Annotated in this window: 20 protein-coding genes and 1 pseudogene; 20 read left to right on the top strand and 1 reads right to left on the bottom strand. The window is 41.3% G+C overall.

Going from position 1 to position 22775, the window contains the following annotated elements; all coding sequences use genetic code 11:
- The first annotated feature begins 424 nt into the window (after positions 1–424).
- The 20 genes and pseudogenes from HN459_07725 (at position 425) to HN459_07630 (ending at position 22418) form a co-directional block, all read left to right on the top strand.
- A complete protein-coding gene (locus tag HN459_07725) occupies positions 425–1306 on the top strand; it encodes a Fic family protein (protein MBT3479333.1) in 882 nt (293 codons plus the stop codon).
- Positions 1307–1579: 273 nt separating this feature from the next.
- A pseudogene (locus tag HN459_07720) lies at positions 1580–1801 on the top strand (alanine--glyoxylate aminotransferase family protein).
- Positions 1802–1823: 22 nt separating this feature from the next.
- Complete coding sequence (locus HN459_07715) at positions 1824–3122, top strand: hypothetical protein (protein MBT3479332.1); 1299 nt, start codon at positions 1824–1826, stop codon at positions 3120–3122.
- A gap of 2 nt (positions 3123–3124) precedes the next feature.
- Entirely contained in the window at positions 3125–3652 is a 528-nt protein-coding gene (locus HN459_07710; protein MBT3479331.1) for a gamma carbonic anhydrase family protein, read from the top strand.
- Positions 3649–4155 (top strand): SEC-C domain-containing protein, encoded by a 507-nt coding sequence (locus HN459_07705; GenBank protein MBT3479330.1) that lies wholly within the window; start codon positions 3649–3651, stop codon positions 4153–4155. Before HN459_07710 ends, HN459_07705 begins: the two co-directional genes overlap by 4 nt.
- Entirely contained in the window at positions 4155–4370 is a 216-nt protein-coding gene (locus tag HN459_07700) for a Kazal-type serine protease inhibitor family protein (GenBank protein ID MBT3479329.1), read from the top strand. Before HN459_07705 ends, HN459_07700 begins: the two co-directional genes overlap by 1 nt.
- 6 nt (positions 4371–4376) lie before the next feature.
- A complete protein-coding gene (locus HN459_07695) occupies positions 4377–4592 on the top strand; it encodes a Kazal-type serine protease inhibitor family protein (GenBank protein ID MBT3479328.1) in 216 nt (71 codons plus the stop codon).
- Positions 4593–4668: 76 nt separating this feature from the next.
- The gene (locus HN459_07690; protein MBT3479327.1) at positions 4669–5277 is read left to right on the top strand and encodes an XTP/dITP diphosphatase; all 609 of its coding nucleotides are present in this window, start codon (positions 4669–4671) and stop codon (positions 5275–5277) included.
- A gap of 109 nt (positions 5278–5386) precedes the next feature.
- On the top strand, positions 5387–11671 hold the full coding sequence (sprA, locus tag HN459_07685; protein ID MBT3479326.1) for a cell surface protein SprA: 6285 nt from the start codon (positions 5387–5389) through the stop codon (positions 11669–11671).
- Positions 11672–11688: 17 nt separating this feature from the next.
- Positions 11689–12585 (top strand): M28 family peptidase, encoded by an 897-nt coding sequence (locus HN459_07680; GenBank protein ID MBT3479325.1) that lies wholly within the window; start codon positions 11689–11691, stop codon positions 12583–12585.
- The gene (locus HN459_07675) at positions 12582–13406 is read left to right on the top strand and encodes a hypothetical protein (GenBank protein MBT3479324.1); all 825 of its coding nucleotides are present in this window, start codon (positions 12582–12584) and stop codon (positions 13404–13406) included. The genes HN459_07680 and HN459_07675 overlap by 4 nt, the downstream gene beginning before the upstream one ends.
- Positions 13403–15082 carry a hypothetical protein gene (locus HN459_07670; protein MBT3479323.1) on the top strand — a complete coding sequence of 560 codons (1680 nt, stop codon included), beginning with the start codon at positions 13403–13405 and terminating at the stop codon, positions 15080–15082. Before HN459_07675 ends, HN459_07670 begins: the two co-directional genes overlap by 4 nt.
- Positions 15079–16017 carry a hypothetical protein gene (locus HN459_07665; protein ID MBT3479322.1) on the top strand — a complete coding sequence of 313 codons (939 nt, stop codon included), beginning with the start codon at positions 15079–15081 and terminating at the stop codon, positions 16015–16017. Before HN459_07670 ends, HN459_07665 begins: the two co-directional genes overlap by 4 nt.
- Positions 16001–16843 (top strand): hypothetical protein, encoded by an 843-nt coding sequence (locus tag HN459_07660; GenBank protein MBT3479321.1) that lies wholly within the window; start codon positions 16001–16003, stop codon positions 16841–16843. The genes HN459_07665 and HN459_07660 overlap by 17 nt, the downstream gene beginning before the upstream one ends.
- Positions 16840–17691 carry a divergent polysaccharide deacetylase family protein gene (locus tag HN459_07655; GenBank protein MBT3479320.1) on the top strand — a complete coding sequence of 284 codons (852 nt, stop codon included), beginning with the start codon at positions 16840–16842 and terminating at the stop codon, positions 17689–17691. The genes HN459_07660 and HN459_07655 overlap by 4 nt, the downstream gene beginning before the upstream one ends.
- Before the next feature lie 7 nt (positions 17692–17698).
- Positions 17699–18679, top strand: coding sequence for an asparaginase (locus HN459_07650; protein MBT3479319.1), 981 nt, complete (start codon positions 17699–17701; stop codon positions 18677–18679).
- Positions 18680–20830, top strand: a complete 2151-nt coding sequence (locus HN459_07645; protein ID MBT3479318.1) for a T9SS type A sorting domain-containing protein — start codon at positions 18680–18682, stop codon at positions 20828–20830.
- Between the two features lies 1 nt (position 20831).
- Positions 20832–21293 (top strand): NUDIX domain-containing protein, encoded by a 462-nt coding sequence (locus HN459_07640; protein ID MBT3479317.1) that lies wholly within the window; start codon positions 20832–20834, stop codon positions 21291–21293.
- A 16-nt stretch (positions 21294–21309) separates the two neighbouring features.
- Positions 21310–21762, top strand: coding sequence for a thioredoxin-dependent thiol peroxidase (gene bcp / locus HN459_07635; protein MBT3479316.1), 453 nt, complete (start codon positions 21310–21312; stop codon positions 21760–21762).
- A gap of 44 nt (positions 21763–21806) precedes the next feature.
- The gene (locus tag HN459_07630) at positions 21807–22418 is read left to right on the top strand and encodes a class I SAM-dependent methyltransferase (protein ID MBT3479315.1); all 612 of its coding nucleotides are present in this window, start codon (positions 21807–21809) and stop codon (positions 22416–22418) included.
- A 162-nt stretch (positions 22419–22580) separates the two neighbouring features.
- Here the strand turns inward: HN459_07630 and HN459_07625 are convergent.
- Positions 22581–22775 (bottom strand): hypothetical protein (locus tag HN459_07625; protein MBT3479314.1); only part of this gene is annotated, 195 nt, incomplete at its 5' end.

Raw genomic sequence — 22775 nt, 5'->3', positions numbered from 1 at the left:
TGTCTACAGCCTAAAGATAGCATTTTGTTAAATATGGCTTAGTCCTGACAACCATTTGAATCTTTTTGTGTCTATAGTTGTAATTAACCAATAACAAATGGAGTTAAAAATGAAATACACAACACAATCACTCAAGTTGGATTTAATCTTTCTGAGCCTTTTCCTGGCTCTCGGTTTTAGTCCTCTTTATATGTTGTCCTTTGCATAGGATAAGACATATACACAATTAGGTTCACATGGATTTTTGTCCCTGTGGACCTATGTTTTTTATAATTCCCAATAAATGCATTTTATAATCGTGAAAACATGCTATAATATGGACAATTTTCACGATAATAGATTTAATAAACGTTAAAATAATGAAATAAATAAATACCTTTCACGATATTGTAGTTATAATCGTGAAAATATAGTAAATTAAACTATGGCAAACGTACTAAATATCTATAATAAGATTGATTTATTAAGAGAACGCTTCCATCAATCGGCACGAAAAAAAGAATCTTTACTTACACTGATTGGTGAATCCGAGGTGTCGGAACAGGTCTATAACTCTAATGCGATTGAAAACAGTACACTGAGTTTAGATGAAACTGAAAAGATACTTCTCCGAATAGACTTGGATCGATTTATTAGTGAGCGGGAATTGTTTGAAGCCAAAAACCTGGCGCTGGTTGTGGCCTATATCAACCAGGAAGCGAAACAAAAAGAATTAACACTGAACATGATCCTGTTCTTGCATAAAATGCTCATATCTAATATTCAGGACGAAATTGCGGGTCGATTCAGGCAGGAGAATGAATGGGTTAGAGTGGCTAACCATATTGCCTGCGATCCAAAGCATATTGTGGAAAAACTTGAAGATATGTTTATTACATATGATTCTTCGCCAACAAAAAATATTATTAAACGGATTGCTGCCTTTCATCTGGAATTTGAATATATCCATCCATTTGTAGATGGTAATGGCAGAATTGGAAGAGTATTGAATAATTATTTACTTATTCGGGAAGGGTATGTGCCGATCAATATTAAATTCATAGATCGTTCAGACTATTACGATGCTTTTCGCGAGTATGATGAAAATAGAAAAAGTGCAATCATGGAAGAAATCATTGGTAAAGCAATTACCAATAGTTATCATAAGCGATTGGCCTATTTGGAAGAATTGGAAATAGTTACCCTAAATACTTTTGCAAAGCGGAATAATATTTCTCATTCCAATTTGATTAATAAAGCTAAGCGGCAAACGATAGAAGCATTCTCAGAAAAGGGCATTTGGAAAATTGGCATACCTCGCCCATAGGTCTACAATTATTCTAAATCCTGATTCATTATCAGCATTAATTTCTGCCGGTGATTTTCACAATTACCGTTTATACTTAAAAAATATTCATTTCAATGAGGAATAAGTCAATGTCTTCCATTTTCCCAAAACTGACCCTAACGGTTTATTGGAATAGTCCGTCGTTTATACAGATAGGGCTGTGAATCATATGTCCCAATCATTCCAGAAGGCAATAGGGGATATTTCATCCACACTCAAAAAAGTTTATAATGCTCATGCGATTGCAATCGTCCCCGGGGAGTGGTGGTGAGTTATACCAATAATCCGGGTATTCAGAATGGAAGTCAGTTTCTTGAACGGGGCATTCAGATTGCCGCCGGTGTGCCACTGATGTGTAATGAACCGGAAGGATTTTCCACATTTCGTCTTGGCTTATTCGGACTGGATAAACTTAATAATATTGATCGAACTGTTACTGTATTTGGTGAAGCGTTGGCTCAAATTCTCTCCTGAATCCGAATTCATTAATTTCATTTTGAATCCAAAAGAAAATATCACCTTAAAACAGGTCTATCGCCTCTGGCTACCACTGGCGGGGAGTTGGTTTCTCATGGGAACGGAAACACCAACCCTTTCTGCTTTTGTAGCAAGGATGGCTCTCCCCGAGATTAATCTAGCGGCATGGGGATCTCTGGTTTATCCTATTTCATTGGCTATCGAAGGGCCGATCATAATGTTATTGGCCGCCAGCACAGCATTGGCATCTGATAAAAATGCCTATAATAAACTATTCAAATATATGTGGATCATGTCTGGCGTACTTTCCCTGATTCATGTGTTGGTGGCGTTCACCCCAATTTTTAATTGGGTTGCCAGTGAATTACTCCAGGTTCCAGCAGAACTTCACGAACCTGGTCGAATTGGTTTGCAGATTATGACACCGTGGACTGTAATGATTGCTTGGCGCCGACTCAATCAGGGCGTTATGATCAAGTATGGTAATTCTCGTGCAGTGGCAATGGGTACCGCCATCCGCCTTACATCATTGTTGACCATTTTAACTATTGGGAAACAATTCACAGAACTTTCTGGCGTTATTGTAGGGTCAGCGGCGGTGGCTATTTCTGTCACAATGGAAGCACTTTATGCCCACAATGCAGTCCAAAATATATTGCGTAACACCATTCCAAAATCCAGTGATGGGAACCCTATCACTCGCAAATCATTCATCAGTTTTTATTTACCTTTAGCAATGACACCTTTACTTGCACTTCTCATTCACCCTGCTGGTGCAGCGGGCATGAGCCGTATGCCGAATCCTCTTTTATCCCTCGCGGCCTGGCCGGTAGTTTACGGATTGATATTTTTAACGCGCGGCGTGGGATTCGCTTTTAATGAAGTAGTTGTTTCATTGGCGGGTAAGCCGGGTGGTATGGATCAATTGCGGCGCTTCGCCCGAATCCTGGCCTTAGCTACAATGAGTGTTATGGCGGTAGTTGCATTCACTCCTTTGGGAAAAATTTGGTTCAGGGATATTTCTGGCTTATCGGCAGAATTAACCCATCTTTCATCAGTTACTATTATGTTTGCTATCCTTATGCCAGGATATCAAGTGTATCAATCATGGTATGGTGGCTTATTGGTTCACAATCACCGTACGCGAGGTATCAGTGAAGCGGTCATAGTTTATGTGAGTTTGGCCCTTACAGGCTTATGGTTGGGGTCCCAGTATTCTACAGTTCCCGGAATCTATTGGACAATAAATGTATTTGTAATTTCAGGACTTTGTCAGACTTTCTTTTTGCGATATCGATATAAGAGGATTAGTATTTGATTATGGATAAAACAGATTTACGAGACAATGTTACCCTAAAGGACCCTGAAATTCATGAATCTGCTTTTGTGGCGGAGGGGGCACGAATTATTGGTAATGTCATTCTGAAAGCAAACAGTTCCATCTGGTACAATACCGTTTGCCGTGGGGACATTAACCAGATTGTCATTGGTGAGCGCTCCAATATCCAGGATAACAGTGTGATTCATTTGGAGAATGATCAGGGTGTAATTGTGGGCGATGACGTGACTGTGGGACACAATGCCATCATTCACGGATGCACTATTGAGGCGGGCGCTTTGATTGGAATGGGCGCCATCATTATGAATGGCGCTGTTGTGGGTAAAGGTGCTGTTATTGGCGCCGGCGCCGTGGTGAAAGAAAATATGATTATTCCGAAATATTCTCTGGTGGTGGGTGTCCCGGGGAAAATAGTAAAAACCTTGAATCCAAAAACTTATGACCAAAATGTAAAATGGGCTGCAAAGTATGTGCAGTTGGCTAATCTCCATAAAGGAAATCAAAAATGAAAACAGGAAGAAACGATCTCTGCCACTGCGGTAGCGATAAAAAATTCAAAGATTGTCACGGTAGTGGAAGTTCAGAAAATGCGTGGAAAAAAATGGCCATAATTGGCGCCATTGTACTTTTAGCGTTATGGTTCTTCAGAGATATTTATTCAGCCGGTAAAGGTGGTGCCATGGGCTCCGCGCCACCGGGGAAAGTATGGTCCGAAGAACACGGCCATTACCATGATATTGCGACAAACCTTCCGCCCGTACCACCCATGCCCGCCGGCGTTCAGAGAAACTTGAATGTGTCCCAGCCTGAGGGTCCAGTTCCCGAAGGAAAGGTATGGTCCACCGAACATGGTCATTGGCATGACCTTGGCGCAACCCCATCGCCAGCCCCAACAAATCCAAATTTACAATCACCGGCAAATATTCCAAGGCCCGATGGCCCGGTGCCAGAAGGAAAAGAATGGTCCCCAGAACATGGCCATTGGCACGATTTGACAACGCCAAATAATTAATGGGTCGAATTTTTAAATTTTCATTAATCGCATTGTTTTTAATCGGCTGTGAAGAAACACGAGAGGAAGCCTGCATTGATGAAAGTAAGATCAAGAATGATCCCTGCACCCGGATTTGGGATCCTGTTTGTGGCTGTGATGATAAAACCTATTCAAACCCATGTGTAGCCGAAAATGCAGGGCTGGAAACATGGACCACTGGAGAGTGTAAATAAAATTTCATGCGTCGATTCTCACTCATTGTCATTTTGATTTCCCTTTTGTCTTGCGAAGACAAAAAGAAGAATGATAGTTGTATTGATGAAAGTAAAATTAGTGGCGACCCATGTCCCCTAAATTATGATCCTGTTTGTGGTTGCGATGATAAGACCTATGGCAATGCCTGCGTGGCCCTAAATGCCGGTGTTACTTCATTGACAGATGGGGAGTGCCAATAAATTATTAACTTAGAATTCCCGTTGGGTCTCTTCTGAAAAACCGGTAATTTTCCGGACGTTTTTTCAAGGGTTATTTTTGCAGATTGTTCTCGCCACACATAACAGAGGTAAAATGGAAGAAATGGCCCAAATCTTGGCCCACCTTCCTGTTACATTACTTACGTTGGATTCCTTCCCAGAAATTGGGGATATTCCTGAACCGGGAGAATCACTAAAAGAAAATGCTTTTATCAAGGCTGAGACGGTCCATCGTTTAACGGGATTGCCTGCTTTAGCCGACGATACCGGCCTTGAGGTGGATGCACTAAACGGTGCCCCGGGTGTTCATTCATCCCGATATGCGGGTGAAGATGCCACTTTTGAGGACAATTGCCGGAAGATGTTGTCGGAATTGGATGGCTTACCCATGGTGGAGCGAACGGCCCGATTCCGAACTGTAATTGCCTTTGTGACGAAAGAAGAAAAAGAATGGACAGAAGGAGTAGCTGAAGGGCTTATTCTGGACCATAAACAGGGCGATGGAGGATTTGGATATGACCCTATTTTTTACTATCCACCCTTGAAAAAGACCTTTGCTGAACTTGAAAAGACTGAAAAGAATAGTATTTCCCATCGTGGGAAAGCTTTACGTAACTTCTCTGAAATCCTCGAAAAAAGGATTCAATCATTCACGCGTCAAACATAAGGAGCTGACACTATAGCCTCAACGTTAACGGATTAATCTCACCGCACAAGCGGTATCATTGTGCCCGAAGGGGCCTTGTTAACTAAAAAAAATGGAGGTGGACTCCTTGTTGAAAAGGATCCAAATCGTCAGCTTACTCTTATGGATGACCGTAATTTTCCCATCCTACGGCCAAGGGGATTCGTACGTCCAAAATCTCCCCAATCGCTGGCACCCATCCACGCCCTACCTCTATAACCCATATAAGACGGACCAACCATCTTTAATCATGCCTTATGATTCACTCAATTATTCTTCCCGTGGATTGATCAAACTGCCCTTTTTTATCGTCAAATCGATTGAAATTTCTAAAGATTGGTCCACCATTTCTTTCGATGGAAAATTGCATGGCAATTCTTATACCATGCCTTTTGTTGCGCCCATGGATTGGTATTTTGAAAAACAAATTAAATTGAATCGTGAAGTTGCATTTGAAAAAGCGATCCGGGATACGAGTAAGGCAAGGGGTAGCCAATCCCAAATTCTTCAGGATCGTCGCGGCAAAGGGATTGAAGTTATCGGTGTGGATATGGGCAATATCGGCCGCGTATCTCTAACGGCCCGCGGGAATGTAACCATTAAGGGAAATCTTGTTTTTCAAGATCAGGAATTGATTCGTTCTAAACTGAGTGAAACACAGAATACTCATTTAGAGTTTGACCAAACGCAGCGAATCAGCGTCGAAGGGAAGATCGGTGACCGAGTTTCCGTTAATGTAGATCATGATTCAGAACGGGATTTTGACTGGGAGAACAATATTCGTATTTCCTATAAAGGGGAAGAAGATGATATTGTCCAAACTGTTGATGCGGGAAATGTGTCATTAAATTTGCCCGGTTCTCAATCCTTAATGGGATCGGCCAATCACCAGGGACTTTTTGGTATAAAAACAGTTTCGAAATTGGGTCCTATGAATATTACTGCCATCGCGTCAGTGGTGAATACTGAGAAAAAATCCCTAGAATATAAAGGCAAGAGCGAAGCACAAACAGTTAAGATTCAGGATTATTATTATGTTAAAAATAAGTATTTCTTTATCCATGAATGGTTTCGCAATGGGACGAGAACCCAGGTTGGCGCTGCTTCAGTTATGGTGCCACCTTTTTATCCATTAAAAGAGGGACTTCACCAAATTGGTAATGTTGTGGTTCGAAATTTTGAATTATATCAGCTAGATCAAACCACCAATTCAGAAACCAATCCCGGGACAGCTTTTGCAGACCTTGAAAATCCAAATGAAAGTCATGACCAAACAGGGAATTTTAAACGTTTGGAACAAGGGCAAGATTATATTTTAAGTGAAGATCTTGGTTTTATCCGATTAAGGCAAAAAGCCAGCGATGAAGTATTGGGCTGTACATTTATCATTGCTGACCGTGCCACGGGTGATACAATTAAAACAATCGGTAAAGGGATTTCTATTGATTCAGAACAATTAATGATGAAAATGCTTAAACCGAGGGATTTGAACCCCAGTCATCCCGTTTGGCCTCTCATGTTCAAGAATGTTTATTATTTGGGAACCAACAATATTAACAGGGAGGGATTTGAACTGAGGATTATAAATGACCGACTGCCTGTTCCCAGTCATTTGGATCCACAAGGGAATCCTTATATAACCCAATTTGGGTTAGACAGTCTTAACGAAAGCGGCGTTCGTACTTCAGACCAAAAAGTAGATTTAGCTAATCCCAATATTATCAGTTTAGCAGAAGGTGAATTATTTCTTCCAGTTTTCCATCCTTTTGCAGCCGACACATTTCCCGATGGTAATAAGTCTGCTGCCTTGAAAGGATCCCTTGGGGAAGGTAAAATGTATTTTACAACATTGCGTAATGATTGGGCACGGGACAGTCGATTTACTATAGAAGTAGATTATGCCAACCAGAGTGCCACGATCAACCTCGGGTTCATGATTGTGGAGGGTAGTGAACAGGTATACAAAGGTGGGGTGCCCCTTAAAAAAGGTGTGGATTATCAAGTGGATTACTTCAGTGGTATGATTGTTCTTTCTGATGATGTGGATCCCAATGCAGAAATAAAGGTTAATTACGACAGGCACCAGTTGGTCACTTTCGATAAAAAGACAATTTTAGGTGTCCGCTCCCAAATGGATTTTGGGAAAAATTCATTTATTGGTGGTACGGCGCTTTATTACAATCAATCGGTTATGAATGAAAAAGTAGAAGTAGGTTATGAACCTATGCGCAATTTTATTTGGGGTTTGAATGGACGCTACCAGCAGGAACTCCCAGGGTTGACGCGTACTTTGGATCGTTTGCCTATGATTGAAACAGAAAAACAATCGGCTTTTTCATTTGAAGGAGAATTCGCCCAGATACTGCCTAATCCAAATCCCATAAATAATGGCGCTACAGGAGACCCCAATGGTGTGGCTTTTATTGATGATTTTGAGGGATCAAAACGAACCACTTCTATTCCTATTTTAAGGCGATTTTGGAAGGAATCATCGGCGCCTTTAGATTTAAGGACGGGGAAACCTTTCGCACAACGGAATAGGGGAAGAATGAATTGGTTCAACCCCTTTGTTCAGGTTCGTACTAAAGATATATGGCCCAACTTGTCCACATCTATCCAAGCCCAAAATGAAACGACCGATATTATGGTACTTAGATTTGATCCGCGGGAACACCAAGCCGATGTGCTAAAAGATTCAATTTGGGGTGGAATTATTACACCCTTTTATTCCGGAGATTATGACCAGACACAAACGAAGTTTTTTGAAATTTGGTTAAGAGGTGAAGAAGGCGCTATTACGGTTGATCTGGGTCAGATTAGTGAAGATATGGATGGCAATGGATTACTCAATACTGAAGATATTCCCGTGGGTGGTTTGATCGGTGATGGCATCTTAGAAGATAAAGAAGATATTGGTTTAGATGGATGTATAGATGCCTTTGAAAATGGATGGGGATCATGCCTAGATCCGGAAGGTCCTTCTTATGCCGATTATGTTGCTTCTAGTGAAAAGGTTTTGATAAACACATTCAGTGATGTTGACCCAGAAGATCCCAATGGCGATAAGTGGGAATATTCCGAAGGGAGTAATGATTATTCAAAGATTAATGGAACAGAAGAAAATGCCTTGGATGCGGGACGATATCCCGATACAGAAGATTTGGATCGTACCGGGTTTTTAGACCGAACAAATAATTATTTTACCAAATCATTTTCTTTATTGGATACAACTTATTTCGCTGGAGAAACAGAGCGGAATGGTGAACCTACAGGCTGGCGGTTATTTCGAGTTCCCTTGGCAGAATTTGATCAAAGTAATCCAACTCAACAAAGGGAATGGAATAATATTCACCATTTACGTCTGACTTTGAGTGGCGTTGAAAAAATGTCCTTGGTTGAAGTGGCAAAAGTAGAATTGGTGGGTAACGAATGGCAGGAGTTGGGCGTTGCTCCTGATAGTACCGAAAAATATAGTAAAGAAAATGCCGATTCAGTTTTTGCCGTTTCGGTTATCAATACGGATGATAATGCGGATTATCGACCACCCCAGGGAGTTTTGGGAGAATATGACCGGATTAATCAAATTCGATCAAAAGAGCAGTCCTTGGTTTTAAAATTTAATAAATTACCCGGTCGTGCTAGTGGCGCTGCTATGAAAACACTTCTGTCACTTTCTGGTGAAAAAGCCCAGAGTTACCTCTCTTATGATGAAATGAAAATGTATGTTTATGGTTCCGGCCAATGGATCAGTAATGAAAAATCTGACGTGGATATGTTTATGCGTTTTGGGTTTGGTGAAAATTATTATGAATTGGTTCAACCCGTTTATGATGGTTGGGACGAAGGGAAAAATAGAAATGCAGTTCAATTAGATTTGGAATGGCTCACGCGCCTTAAACTACAGGATTCATCGTCAGTAAAAAAATATAGAGAAACGGATATTTTTATGGATTCCACCGATTATAAAGAATATCGTTTTACAGATGAACTTGGGGTGGAAACTGGAAAGGTCATTCGTATCAAAGGTCAGCCCGCTCTAAATCGCATCCAATATTTTGTGGTAGGGGTGCATAACCTGATAGAAACACCCATCAGTGGCGAAGTGTGGCTGGATGAATTACGCTTAAGTGGTGTGAATAAGGATAAGGGTGTTTCCCTGCGGGTTCAAAGTCGATTTAACTTGGCAGATATTATGAATACATCATTTGCCTATAAACGGCAGGATGCAGATTTCCATACACTTCAACGGCGGTTGGGTTCAAATAAATCCAGTGAAAGTTTTAACATCAATTCCAGTCTCAACGTAGACAAGTTTTTACCTTCGACTTGGGGGATGAAAATTCCAATATCCACAACTTTTGCCAATTCAGTCAGTCGTCCAAAATATTTTCCCGGACAGGATGTATTGGTTACCGAAGGTAGCGAACCTGATTCAATCTTGGCAAAGTCAAATTCAATGTCCTTCACTATTGCTGCTTCTAAGTCGTCCAAATCTGATAATAAAATTATGAAATATACGATTGACCGTTTGAATACGCGCTTTTCAGCAAGCCGTCGGACTATGTCCAATGAAATTCAAAAAGAAGTATTGAACGAAACCTATGTGGGCCAGTTGAATTATTCTTTGCCATTTGGTCGAAATAATTATGTCATGCCTTTCAAATGGATTTCATCCGTCCCTTGGATTGGAGAAAAACTAGGTAAAACACATTTTTATTTCACTCCTGAAAATGTTAATGCATCCCTCAACTTTAATGAAAAATTGACTCAAAAAACACCCCGCCGAGGAAACAAATCGCCGGACAGTTATAATTTTGGTTTGAATCAGTCTTATTCACTGGATTATAAAATGACTGAATCAGTGAAGTCTAAATATAGTCGCGCCATTAAAAGTAATTTAAATGACCATCGTGGTTTTATGGCAAACGCTGTCAAAAACCGTGACGCTGGTGTGGTGACCGATATAACTGAAAGTTTTAATTCTTCTTTTAGTCCGATTCTTATGGATTGGCTCAAACCAACTTTTAATTATTCGGCCAATTATCGTTGGAATAAAGCTCGGGATAGTAGTGTGGATGGGGCGAATATAGGTAACCAACTTCGCTTTTCATCAGGAATCAGCCTTTCACCAGTTAAACTTGTAGAGTTGGTTTATAAACCATCTGGCGCAAAAGGCCGAACACCTCAAAGGCGTAGAACGCCTACGCCAACAAGATCTAGGTCGCGAAAATCTGGTATTAGGGGAGAAGAATCAGAAGATGATATTGGTGGTGGCAGAGTGGAACTGGACCAGGCTGGCCAAAATGAAGAGAAAGAGCCCCAAAAGAAAAAATCATCTGACAGTAAGGTAATGAAAAAAGTTCACGGCTGGGCAAGAAAAGTGAACCCCATAAATTTATCCTATACAGAAAATGTGAACAAAACAGGAATGGGAGTCATTGGGGAAGTTCCCTTAAGATATAGGATTGGATACACGCGCGACCATGGTTTGGAGAATTCAACCCAAGTGGGAACGAACACGGGAAACTGGGATCATAAGCGAGACTTTTCTGTCCGATCAGGATTGAACCTTACACGGGCCATGTCCATCTCTTTTAACTATGCCCAGAATGTATCTAGTAATCGCCGTGGTTCCGGACTGGAACAGCGATCCATGTCCCGGGATTATTTATCCTATGGAAAACATCTTGAAGAAGGATTTCCATTTATTGGATGGTCGATCCGAATGACAGGATTGGAACGAAATAAATTTATTGGCCGTTTTGTTCGTACGTTGAGTCTAGATCATGCCACCAATGGAAAAGAAACGCGGGCCTGGCAGTTTGATCAGTTTAGTGGCCCATCCATGCCTTTCTTCGGTATTGACGATTTTGTTACCAGTTACAAGGATAATGAAAGAACCTCCCGTGTTAATATGAATTTTGCCCCCCTTATCGGTGCTACGATTGCTCTGAAAAAAGGTATAGCAGTAACTATGCGTCATAACCGAACACTTTCTCGGGAAGAATCCGCCAACGGTGGTGAGAAGATATTTCATGATCAATCTTACCTGATTTCAGCGAACTATACTCACCGTGGCGGCTTTACGATTCCTTTCCCATTTTTTGATAATTATAAGGTCAATAATCAGGTTAACTTCACATTCAATTTTGACATGAATAAAAACCGTACCTTGCAAAAAGCACAGGAGGCGACGAAGTTTGCAGAAACGGCCTTCACCTCCAGTTGGAAAACGGGAATACGGCTAACATATTCTTTCTCTCAATCGGTCAGTGGAAGTATGATTTGGGAATATCGAGAAAATGATTCGAAACATACTGGGAAGAAGATCGACAGGGACTTTGGTTTTGATGTAAACTTGGCAATCCGAGGATGATGCGAAAATTCACAAATATGATCATTTTGTTCTGTGCAACTTTAGGTAGTTGTCAGACCAAAGTACCAGACTTCAATGGCGATAGAGCCTTTAATCATTTGGTAGCACAATGTGATTTTGGTCCACGCAATCCCGGTTCAGAAGGCCATAAAAAAGCACTAAAATATTTCCTCGATATATTCACACCTTTGGCTGATACTGTATTTACCCAAGCCTATACAGAAACAATGCCCAAAACGGGACAGAAAGTTGGGATGAATAATGTTATCGCCCGATTTAATCCAGAATCCAATAACCAGATTATGATTTCTGCCCATTGGGATACCCGTCCTTGGGGGGATCGGGGCGAAAGTATTATGGAAAAAAGTAGGCCTATACTAGGGGCCAATGACGGCGCCAGTGGTGTGGCTGTACTATTAGAATTGGCAAAAGTGTTAAAAGATAGTCCACCACCGGTGGGTGTAAATCTTGTATTGTTTGATGCAGAAGATTATGGCACCAGCGGTGATTCATGGTCCTATTGTAAGGGTTCACAATATTTTGCGCGAAACCTCCCGATCCCCTTGCCGGCCCATGCGATTAACTTGGATATGGTAGGCGATGCCAATCTGGAGTTGTATATCGAACGAATTTCATATCAGCAAAATCCAGGACTTGTTTTGGAATTGTGGGAAAAGGCGGAAGAATTGGAATTGAGCGGATTTAAAAAACTGGCTTATCATTCAATCTTTGATGATCATGTACCCCTTTACGAAATTGCGGGAATACCGGCAGTGGATATTATCGATTTTGATTATCCCAATGAAAAAATAAATTATCACCATACACATAATGATATTGTTGAAAATTGCTCTCCACAAAGTTTATGGCAGGTGGGCACCTTAATGGTTCACCATATTTTTGATCAGAAATGATATTAATTAAAATAAAATTACATCTTTTCCTTTCCTTAGCAATTCTATTGATTTGGAGTTGCGAGTCAGTCACCAAACCAGAAGATCCTTTTCCCATTTCCGAAATTGATTTTGTTTTTTTACAGGCATCCAATAAACTGTTTATTTCTGCTAAAGCAAAGAACGGTTATCAAGGCGGTTCCATCGATTCTGTCATGGTTCTTTGGCGGGGAACCAGTGCTTCCAATACAGCCGATACGTTAAAATTAGTTGATGATGGTACAATTGGTGATATACTTTCTAAGGACCAGGTTCACAGCAGAAAATTTGTAAATGATTCAGGATTGAAAAATACACTCCCATCTTCTGCCAAAGATTCCATTTTCTTTTCTATCATGGGGCTGTATAGCGGAAAGAAACATACGAAGAAGGCCGATTTCATCTTGGGGAATATTCGACCAAAACTTGGTAGTGTATTTGTTCCTGATACTGTTGATCGCCCTGGGTCAAATCCTGATCCAAATATAGTCAATACAGTAAAATTTTCTGTAACTGCATCTGTGTCGGACCCCAATGGATTGGATGATATTAAACGCGTATTCTTTCGCTCTTACCATGTGGACCTCGATTCAATGATGTTTGGGGGAAATCCCATTTTACTTTATGATGATGGTTCCGGGACGGATGGTACTGGTGATCTTCAAAAAGGTGATGGCACTTATACCATGACTGTTTCGCTCACGGAAAATGCCACCACCGGTACATACCATTGGACATTTGAAGTACAGGACCTTTCTAATGCTTATAGTGAATCGGTAAAGAAAATTTTGGTGGTGAAATGAGACGCCTGACAATCTGTTTACTTTTCATTCAAATGGCGGCGGCTCAGGGACTTTTACCTGGTGCATTTAAAATGTCCGTTGCTGAATTTGACACCGCCGCCTATAAAGGTCTCAAAAGTAATATGATTAGTGATATTGTTCAACAGGAGGATACACTCCTTTGGTTGGGCACGGGAGCAGGTTTGGCAGTGTTAAGGGATACCACTTCCATCTTTACTATTACCGCCAAAGCAAATGCGGCCGCGGGTCAATTGACAAACGCGACTCCTGTGGGTGGTGTCACGGCTCTGGCAGTTGATAAAAAGACAGTTTTTGCTGCCTTTGCCAAAAGCGGTGAAAATATTACTATCGGGAATGGCCTTATTTATTCCACCGATGCCACGGGAAATTCTATCAATTGGACTTACTTCGAACAACCGGTGGATTCGGATGCAGATTCATTGGCGCCATTTGCTAAACGATTTTTCAAAGGATTGCCCATTACTGTAAAAGAAGCAAATGTAACTTATGATGCAGCTATCTCAGGCAATTATATTTGGATTACCAGTTGGGCCGGTGGACTGCGACGCTACAACATTTCTCAAAAAGTTTGGGAACGTGTTCCTCTCCCCGAAGATGGAGACCAAGTATTGAACACTTGCGAATCATCCAATTATGAAAACACTCAAAGTGGTTATGTTTTAAAAGATTTTTTCTTAAACCCTCGGGACCCTTGGGATGGAACATCCACAAAAAGTGCTAACCCCAATACTTATGGAAATCATAATCATAAAGCATTTTCTGTAATTGCACATGGTGATACTGTTTGGGTGGGTACGGCTAACGGAATCAACAGAGGAATCCTCGGTGCCAATGGTTGTGTCAACTGGTCCCATTATACGCCATCTGCTGATGGTCTCTCAGGTGGATTCGTGGTTGGGATGGCATTGCAAGAATATAAAGGATACCAGATAGTTTGGGCTGCCACCGTCACTGCAGGTGCCGGTGAAACCAGCGCAGTCAGTTATTCCGTTGATGGTGGTGACACATGGTATACAACTTTGAATAAAGAAAGGGTATATAATATTACCACTGCAGATTCAATTGTTTTGGTTGCCAGCAAATCTGGTTTGTGGAAAACGGTGATTGATAATCCTTTGGATGTGGCTAAACCGTGGGCCAAATATGATCCACCTCAGCAAGCCATAGCAATTGGCTCTACGGGCATGTATAGTATGGATGAGATTTTGAGTGATGAAGTTATAGGCGTAGCATATGATACACGGCCTTTTTATTCATCATCCGCCACTGTTTGGGTCGGTTCATGGGATGGCCTTGCCCGAGCCATGGATCCCCATGGTACAAACTGGCGAGTGTATCGCACCGACTATGATTCGGGAACAGCCTATGCGTATCCAAACCCATTTTCACCCTATGAACATAACCGTGTTGGTGGTTCTGGTTACGTCCATATTAAAGCAGATGTAAAAATATCTTTCGTGGTTAAGATGGATATTTACAATTTTGGAATGGAACCGATTTACAGCAAGGAATTTGACCGACGACGAGCCACAACTGGAGCGATGAAATGGAATGGAAAAGACAAGAATGGCCGCTTGGTGGATAACGGTACCTATTTTATTCGTCTTGAATATGATCAAAAAATTAAATGGCTCAAACTGATCGTGATAAAATGATGTTACGAATAAAACAAATCATCATTTCTGGAATCATATTTGTCTCACTTTTGAGTGGTAGTGAACAAGGGGGCTATGCAGGAGGATTTTTGCGCATGGGTTCTTCGGCTCGGGCCATGGCTATGGGCAGTGGCTTCACGGCTGAGATTGATGCTGGGTTTGCCGCTTACCATAACCCCGCTTCTATGGTGTTTGGCAAAAAACGCCAACTAGGCTTTAGTCACCATTTCTTACCGCTTTCACGAAGATTTATGGCTGCAAATATATCTGTTCAATTACCCCCAACTGCCAGCCTTGGGGTTGCATGGGTTAGTGCGGGGACTGACAAAATTGACGGGCGAACAGGGTCCGGAGAACATACACAATATTTATCCACTTCTGAAGATGCCTTTATGATTTCATTTGCCCAGCGCATTTTGCCATGGTTTTCTGCTGGTTTAAATATCAAAATTTTAAAACACCAATTACCTATGAATACCATGGACCTTGCAGGTAAAGGAATGGGAATGGATTTTGGCGTATTCATCCATACAGAAAAAGGCGCCAACTTGGCTTTCATGGTTCAGGATCTGAACTCACGTTACCATTGGAAAACGGATAAAATCTTCGAGCGAGGCAAAGAATACGTGGAACAATTTCCTACCTTGTATCGTGCGGGAACCACCTTTAATTATAGAAAATTTTATATTACCGGTGATGCGGGTGTAGTCATGAATGGTAAAGATATGTTGGGATATACATTACGAATCGGCGGTGAATACCCTTATCTAGATCATTATTTCTTTCGGGCCGGATTGGGGAATGGACGAATGTCTGTTGGTGTGGGAATGGACTGGTCCTTGCTGAAAGATAATGATGGTAAACTGGATTATGCATTTGTGTTTGAAAACCCCGCCGGTGCAGCCCACATATTTACTTATGCGTTTACTTTTTAAAACACTTTTCTTTTCACTTTTAATATCCCAATCGGGGGCGGTGGGAACCCAATTCTTGTCCATACCACCTTCTGCAATGGATTTAATATTGTTTAATTCACCTTGGCGGAATCCTGCTAACTTAAACCAAATGAATAAAGTACCTGAGCTGGGTTTGGCTTATGGCAATTGGCTTGCCGGTGTGCAATCATTTGGATTTCGTTGGAAGGGGCAGGTGAAGAAGGGAAGTGTCGGTCTGGATATTCGCTATGTAGGTTTGAACGATATTGAACTGCGCCCCAACAAACCAACTTCAAAACCTTTGGGGCATTATGCCGCTTATGGTACGTCAACACGGGGAATTTATAGTTGGTCAACCGGCCCTTTTCAATTGGGGGTGGGAATTCAATTGGTTCAAATGCAACTGTACCAGGATAAGTCTAAAGGTGCTGCCTTTGACCTGGGATTTGGTTGGAAAATTCGGGATAAAATTCGCCTCAATATTTCCGCCCTTAATTTGGGTAAAATGGGAAGAATGATTTCGGAGTCTCCCCGTTTGCCGCGACGTATTATCAGTTCGATAACTTATGAAAAATCAAATTATTCTGTTTATGGTGCAGTGGAATCCAATAGTTTGGTTAATGACCCCATCCTTTTTACCGGCGGGACTGGATCATATAAAAATTTACTTTTTGGCATGACAGCTATGACATCCAATGGTGTGAAAACAATTTCTGGTGGTGTGGGGATTCAATTTGGAATTTATGCAGTCACTTATGGATTTCAATGGGGCGATCAGCACTTGGGTATGCCTCAAATGATTGATATATCGATTCGCCTGCCATGAGTATGAATCCTGATTTATATAAAAAAATAATCGGCTTTTTGAGTTTAGCCGTTTTGTTTTTACTTCTGACAAATTATTTAGCATTGCGGAAATTGGATTTGGTTACGAGGGGCCCCAAGCAAATTGAAGAAATTACAGAAGTGCAAATTTTGGAATCCGAAAATAAAACTGAACCAAAAAAACTTGCGGGAGTAATTGTTCTCGTTATTGATGATTTTGGTTATCGCAACGATACTGTGTCCGATGGCTTTTTGGAATTGGGCGTAGCAATTACATGTGCCATTATTCCGGGACATGAACAGAGTAGAAAATTCGCACAAAAGGCCATTGTTGCAGGGCAGGAAGTCATTATCCATATGCCTATGGAATCAAATGTAAAGAATCGAGGCGAAGAGGAATACAAAATTAAAACGGGTATGACAGCCGAAGAGATTGAGTGGCGTATGGGAGAGGTGCTGAAAGATATCCCTGAAGCTGTGGGAATGAACAATCACCAGGGTTCAAAGGCAACCACAGACGGTAAGGTAATGAGTGTGGTTGGGTCCGTTCTAAAAAGACATGGAAAATATTTTGTAGATAGCCGTACATCCTCAACAACAGTGGGCGAAAAAACTATGCAATCATTAGGTGTTCCTACAGCGCGTCGCCATATTTTCTTGGATAATGATTCGGATGTGAAACAAATATCAGCACAGTTAGATAAGTTGGTAAAGTTAGCCAAAAAACAAGGAACTGCTTTAGGCATCGGCCATGCTAAGCCAAATACATTAGAAGTTTTGAAAAGAGAAATCCCTGTATTAATAGAAGCGGGATTTCAGTTTGAATTTGCATCACAAATCGTAAATTAGAGAGAATATGCCAATTTTATCAAAAGTTATACGAGGGGAATTTATTGAAAGTATTCATGTGGCCTATGGGGTTGCAGTGGATGAAAAAGGTGTGGTGGTTTATGCCTCGGGGGATCCCCATTATTTAACATGCATTCGATCAACCTGTAAACCGTTCCAAGCGTCTGCAGCAGTAAAATCAGGCGCTGTGGATGCAGCAGGTTTTTCGGAAGATGAAATTGCCCTCATGTGCGCCTCTCATAATGGTGAAGATATCCATGTGAAAACGGCTCAATCTATGCTGAATAAGTTGGGATTTACAACAGATGACTATTGCTGCGGAAGTCATTTGCCTTATGATATTGAGTCAAATCATAATGTTATTCGTTCTGGTGAAAAACCTATTCCACTTCATAATAATTGTAGCGGGAAACACGCCGGCATGCTTGCTTTATCCAAGCATTTGGGGGTGGACCCTACAGATTATATCAATAAAAACCATCCGGTTCAAAAGGCGATTTTGGATCAAATTATGGGGTATGCGAATTTGGAAAAACTTTCCACTGCTATTGATGGCTGTAGCGCACCAACACCATTTTTGACTTTATCTATCATTGCGGGAATGTTTCAAAAATTGGCATCGGGGAATTACCCTGAATTGGATCGATTATATAATGCTATGTCCAAACATCCCTATTTGATTGGTGGGCGCGAAACCTTTGATACTGACTTTATCACCGCCATGAAAGGGAGAGCAGTATGTAAAGTGGGCGGTGAAGCGATTCGTGGATTTGGTATTCGAAAAGAGGATGGGAGCGTTTTGGGAATTGTGGTAAAAGTTTTGGATGGAAATCTTCGTGCACTTGGATCTGCTGTAATGGCGTTTCTCAATCAAATGGAATTGCTTACCGATGATGAAAATGAATCGTTAAAACATTATCGCGAACCGGTTCTCAAAAATCACCGCAAATTGGAGGTGGGGAAAATATCAACGAGTATTGACTTTTAAATGAAACGCATTTTTTTATTAATAATGCTTTTATCAAGTGTCCAAACTCAGGATACACTAACAGTGATGAACTATAATGTGCTTCGAATGACGGGCAGTACTTCTACTCGAGCAAATTATATCAAAAAAGTGGTTGATTACGTTCAGCCCGACTTAGTTATACTTCAGGAAATTGAGCATCAAGATGGATTGGATATGCTCTTGAATACAGCTTTTAATGTGGATAGTACTGTTTTTGCCGCGGGGAAATTGCCCAGTTCATCCTGGATGAAAAGTGGTATCATTTACCGGAAATCTAAAATTGATATATCGGAAGATGTATTTATTTCAACAGTTTTGCGGGATATATCCGGCTATACAATATCTCTGAAAAATGCCCATTCCAACGTGGCGCCTTTTACAGTATTTGGGGCGCACCTCAAGGCCAGTGATGGCAATAGTGAAGCGAATCAACGCTGGGAAGAAGCGAAAGAATTGTATAAATACGTGGCCCAAAAAGATAGCAATTATCACTATATCATGTCGGGCGATTTCAACCTCTATGGCACCGATGAACCGGCCTACTTACTTCTGACCGATAGTATGACAGTGGATTTGGAAGACCCCGTAGGATCATGGGTGCGAAATGAAGGATCTCATGTAGAAAAATATACCCAATCCACCCGAAGCGACCATTTGGGTGATGGGGGAGCTACAGGCGGGTTAGATGACCGTTTTGATTTCATTCTATTTTCAGATCATTTTACTGCCAAAGATCCAGACTTGAAATATGTAGAGGAGTCTTACAAAGTAATTGGTAATGACGGCAATCATTTCAATACATTCATTATGGATGGGAGCAATAGCGCCGTCCCCGATAGTATTGCCGATGCCATTTATCGTGCTTCCGATCATTATCCTGTTATTGCCAAAATTGCATATACCACCAAGGCTTCTACCAGTCCAATAGCCCACGCCGGCGGTGATGTGGTGGCGGCGAATGGAGATTCCGTCGCGTTGGATGGATCCCAGAGTTATGATCCCAACGGAACTATAGTTGCCTATTCATGGGCCCAAACTTCGGGACCGACGGCAACATTGATAAATGACCAAAGGGTTAAACCCATAGCCGTACTTCCTGAAGTGAACCGTACAACGACATTCACATTTAAACTAACAGTGACGGATAATGATGGCGAAAGTGGCGTAGATTTTGTGAATGTCGTCATTCCTGTTGTGGGTGGATATACTCCTTATGATATTCAATATACTGAGAATCAAGGGATAGGTGAAGATTGCTTTCCGTCTGAATTTGAGGGACAAAATGTGGAAGTAACTGGTGTTGTGACGGCAGTTCGCCCTGATAATGAGTATCCCAATTTCTTTTTCCAGGATCCCCAAAAAGATGATTGGGCGGGAATGTTTATTTATATAAATAAAGGATACGTCCCGCCGAAAGTTGGAGATGAAGTAAAGCTAAAGGGCGATATTTCGGAATATTTCGGTATGACCGAAATGAAGAATTTGGTTTCCACCGATATCTTGTCCAGTAATAACAATGTGGAGCCGACCTTGGTGACGGCCAGTTCTCTATCGGGGGAATGCCGAGTTTGGGTGGAAAAATATGAAGGTATGCTGGTGCGGCTGGTCAATGTGGAAGTGACTCAAAGTGCCAATGAAGATGGCCAGTGGATTGTTTCAGATTGGACTGGATCAGCCATGATTGATGGCTATATGTTTGACGGAGACTGGTCCCGGCCAGAATATGGCATCCATTTTGTGAGCATTACTGGCGTGCTCCATTATTCTTATGGCCAATACAAATTGATGCCGCGAAATAGTAAAGATTTTAATGATCCTGTTACCGCCACAGGAGACGAATTGCCCGAGCGTTTTGAGTTGCTCACCAATTACCCCAACCCATTTAATCCGTCAACAACAATTGAATTTATTGTTACAAATAATGGTGTGGCCCATAGCAATGTGTCATTACAAATATTTGATATCAATGGCCGTATTGTGGTGAATTTGATAAACGGTATTCCCAATTCAAACAAAGTGGTATGGCATGGTAAAAATGACAAGGGTCAATCCATGCCGGCAGGTGTTTATTTTGCACGGCTGGAATCGGGTTCAACAGTTCTCACTCAAAAGATGATTTTGTTGAAATAAAATGTCGAACATAAAAGTCAGAGTGGTGGATTGTTATGTGTATCGCCAAACAGATGATGGAATGAAATTTTTATTGATGAAAAGAAATTTGAATAAGATATATGAACATCTTTGGCAGGGCGTAGCAGGGAAAATTGAAGATGGCGAAACGGCAACCGAAACCGCCATCCGTGAACTCAAAGAAGAGACGGGGTTATCACCAAAGAATATGTTTGTGGCCGATCATGTAAGCCGTTTTTATGAAGTGCATGGGGACAGGATCAACCTTGTGCCCGTTTTTGGTATTGAGGTAGATTCTGATAAGGTTATCCTGTCTGAAGAACATATTGATTTCAAATGGGTGGATATTTCCCATGCATTAAATATGTTGGTGTGGAATGGCCAGAAAGAAGGCATTCAAACTGTTTATGATATGGTAATCAATAATGACGAACGAATGAAGTGGTCAAAAGTAGATTTATAGAGTTAAAGGAGAAAAAATGTTAGAAGTAGGAACAAAAGCACCGAGTTTTACACTTCCCGATCAAGATGGGAATGATGTATCCTTAAGTGATTATGCCGGGAAGAAAGTCGTGCTATGGTTTTTTCCAAAAGCCAGCACACCCGGTTGAACGATTGAAGGCAAGGGGTTCCGGGATGAACTCCAAAAATTTGAAGATAAAAATGCAGTGGTTGTTGGTATGAGTGCCGATGCACCGAAGAAGCAGAAAAAATTCTGCGATAAACAAGAATTCGAATATCCAATGTTAGGCGATGAAGGCAAAGATGTCCTGAAAGCTTACGGTGTTTGGGGATTAAAGAAATTCATGGGCCGGGAATATGAAGGGATTTTTCGAAATACATACGTGATTGACGAATCGGGAAATATTTCACATGTCTATCCTAAAGTATCGGTCAAAACACATGCTCAAGATATTCTAGCAGAATTATAATAATGTAGAGACGCGATTAATCGCGTCTCTACATTTGCAATATAATGAAATCACCCATTGATGTATTCACAGACTGGGCCAATGATGGCCGAGATGAAAACATGGCAAAAGGGCATGCCAATTCCGTACAGGCCATGCTCGATTTTGCCTTAAAAAATCAAACTGATTCATTTGCCTTTATTGATGCAGGCTGCGGAAATGGCTGGGTGGTGCGAATGATGGCCCAACATTCACTTTGCCAAAGCGCCATCGGTGTGGATGGCTCCCAATCCATGATTGAAAAAGCCAGATCCATTGATTCCAAAAATCACTACCATTGCAATGATTTAATAGACTGGATTCCTGAAGAAAAAGTGGACCTTGTCCACTCAATAGAAGTGTTCTATTATGTTGAAGACCCGATTGGATTGATTAAACATGCTAGAGATAATTGGCTCAATCCGGGCGGACGGCTCATTATGGGCGTTGACTATTATACTGAAAATACAGTGAGTGAATCTTGGAATATTGATTGTGGCATTTCTATTATGACACGATTATCTGAATCAGAATGGGTGGATGGATTTAATCAAGCAGGATTTCATGATGTTCAATCTTGGCGTGAGGGCGAGAAAGAAGGTTGGGCCGGTACGTTGGTTGTAACGGGAATAAAATGATACTGTAGAGACGATGCCCGCCTTATTCCGGCGGGTAAACAAGCCTCGTCTCTACGTAAATTATAAAAAACCACTAAAGTAGTTATAGTGGACGTTGACTTATAACCCCCGGCTTAAGCCGGGGGTTATAAAATGATAGAAAGACGAAACCGTTTTAACGGTTTATTTCATATGGGTGACTTTGCTTGGTCCATCCAAAACTGAAAATCCTTTATCGGATAAATTCACAAAATTTGGATTATTTGCCAAGGCGCCGGCGTACAGTTCACCACTGCGGTAGGCTTCACAAGCTTCCTTGCTAGCCCAAGAGTAAACTCCACCGTAAGTGTTATTGGCTTTGTCCGAGAGCCACACTTT

This window comes from Candidatus Neomarinimicrobiota bacterium (assembly GCA_018647265.1).
In the GTDB taxonomy this organism is placed as follows: Bacteria; Fidelibacterota; Marinisomatia; order Marinisomatales; family TCS55; genus TCS55.
Note: the sequence above shows the minus strand (reverse complement) of the source record. Positions and strands in the feature narration are given on the sequence as shown.

Bases quoted from the DNA above. Each gene is read 5' to 3' on its own strand.
- HN459_07645 (MBT3479318.1), top strand. From the start codon at position 18,680: ATGAAACGCATTTTTTTATTAATAATGCTTTTATCAAGTGTCCAAACT.
- HN459_07670 (MBT3479323.1), top strand. From the start codon at position 13,403: ATGAGACGCCTGACAATCTGTTTACTTTTCATTCAAATGGCGGCGGCT.
- HN459_07695 (MBT3479328.1), top strand. From the start codon at position 4,377: ATGCGTCGATTCTCACTCATTGTCATTTTGATTTCCCTTTTGTCTTGC.
- HN459_07700 (MBT3479329.1), top strand. From the start codon at position 4,155: ATGGGTCGAATTTTTAAATTTTCATTAATCGCATTGTTTTTAATCGGC.
- HN459_07705 (MBT3479330.1), top strand. From the start codon at position 3,649: ATGAAAACAGGAAGAAACGATCTCTGCCACTGCGGTAGCGATAAAAAA.
- HN459_07630 (MBT3479315.1), top strand. From the start codon at position 21,807: ATGAAATCACCCATTGATGTATTCACAGACTGGGCCAATGATGGCCGA.
- HN459_07640 (MBT3479317.1), top strand. From the start codon at position 20,832: ATGTCGAACATAAAAGTCAGAGTGGTGGATTGTTATGTGTATCGCCAA.
- HN459_07650 (MBT3479319.1), top strand. From the start codon at position 17,699: ATGCCAATTTTATCAAAAGTTATACGAGGGGAATTTATTGAAAGTATT.
- HN459_07660 (MBT3479321.1), top strand. From the start codon at position 16,001: ATGCGTTTACTTTTTAAAACACTTTTCTTTTCACTTTTAATATCCCAA.
- HN459_07655 (MBT3479320.1), top strand. From the start codon at position 16,840: ATGAGTATGAATCCTGATTTATATAAAAAAATAATCGGCTTTTTGAGT.
- HN459_07665 (MBT3479322.1), top strand. From the start codon at position 15,079: ATGATGTTACGAATAAAACAAATCATCATTTCTGGAATCATATTTGTC.
- HN459_07680 (MBT3479325.1), top strand. From the start codon at position 11,689: ATGATCATTTTGTTCTGTGCAACTTTAGGTAGTTGTCAGACCAAAGTA.
- HN459_07710 (MBT3479331.1), top strand. From the start codon at position 3,125: ATGGATAAAACAGATTTACGAGACAATGTTACCCTAAAGGACCCTGAA.
- HN459_07725 (MBT3479333.1), top strand. From the start codon at position 425: ATGGCAAACGTACTAAATATCTATAATAAGATTGATTTATTAAGAGAA.
- HN459_07675 (MBT3479324.1), top strand. From the start codon at position 12,582: ATGATATTAATTAAAATAAAATTACATCTTTTCCTTTCCTTAGCAATT.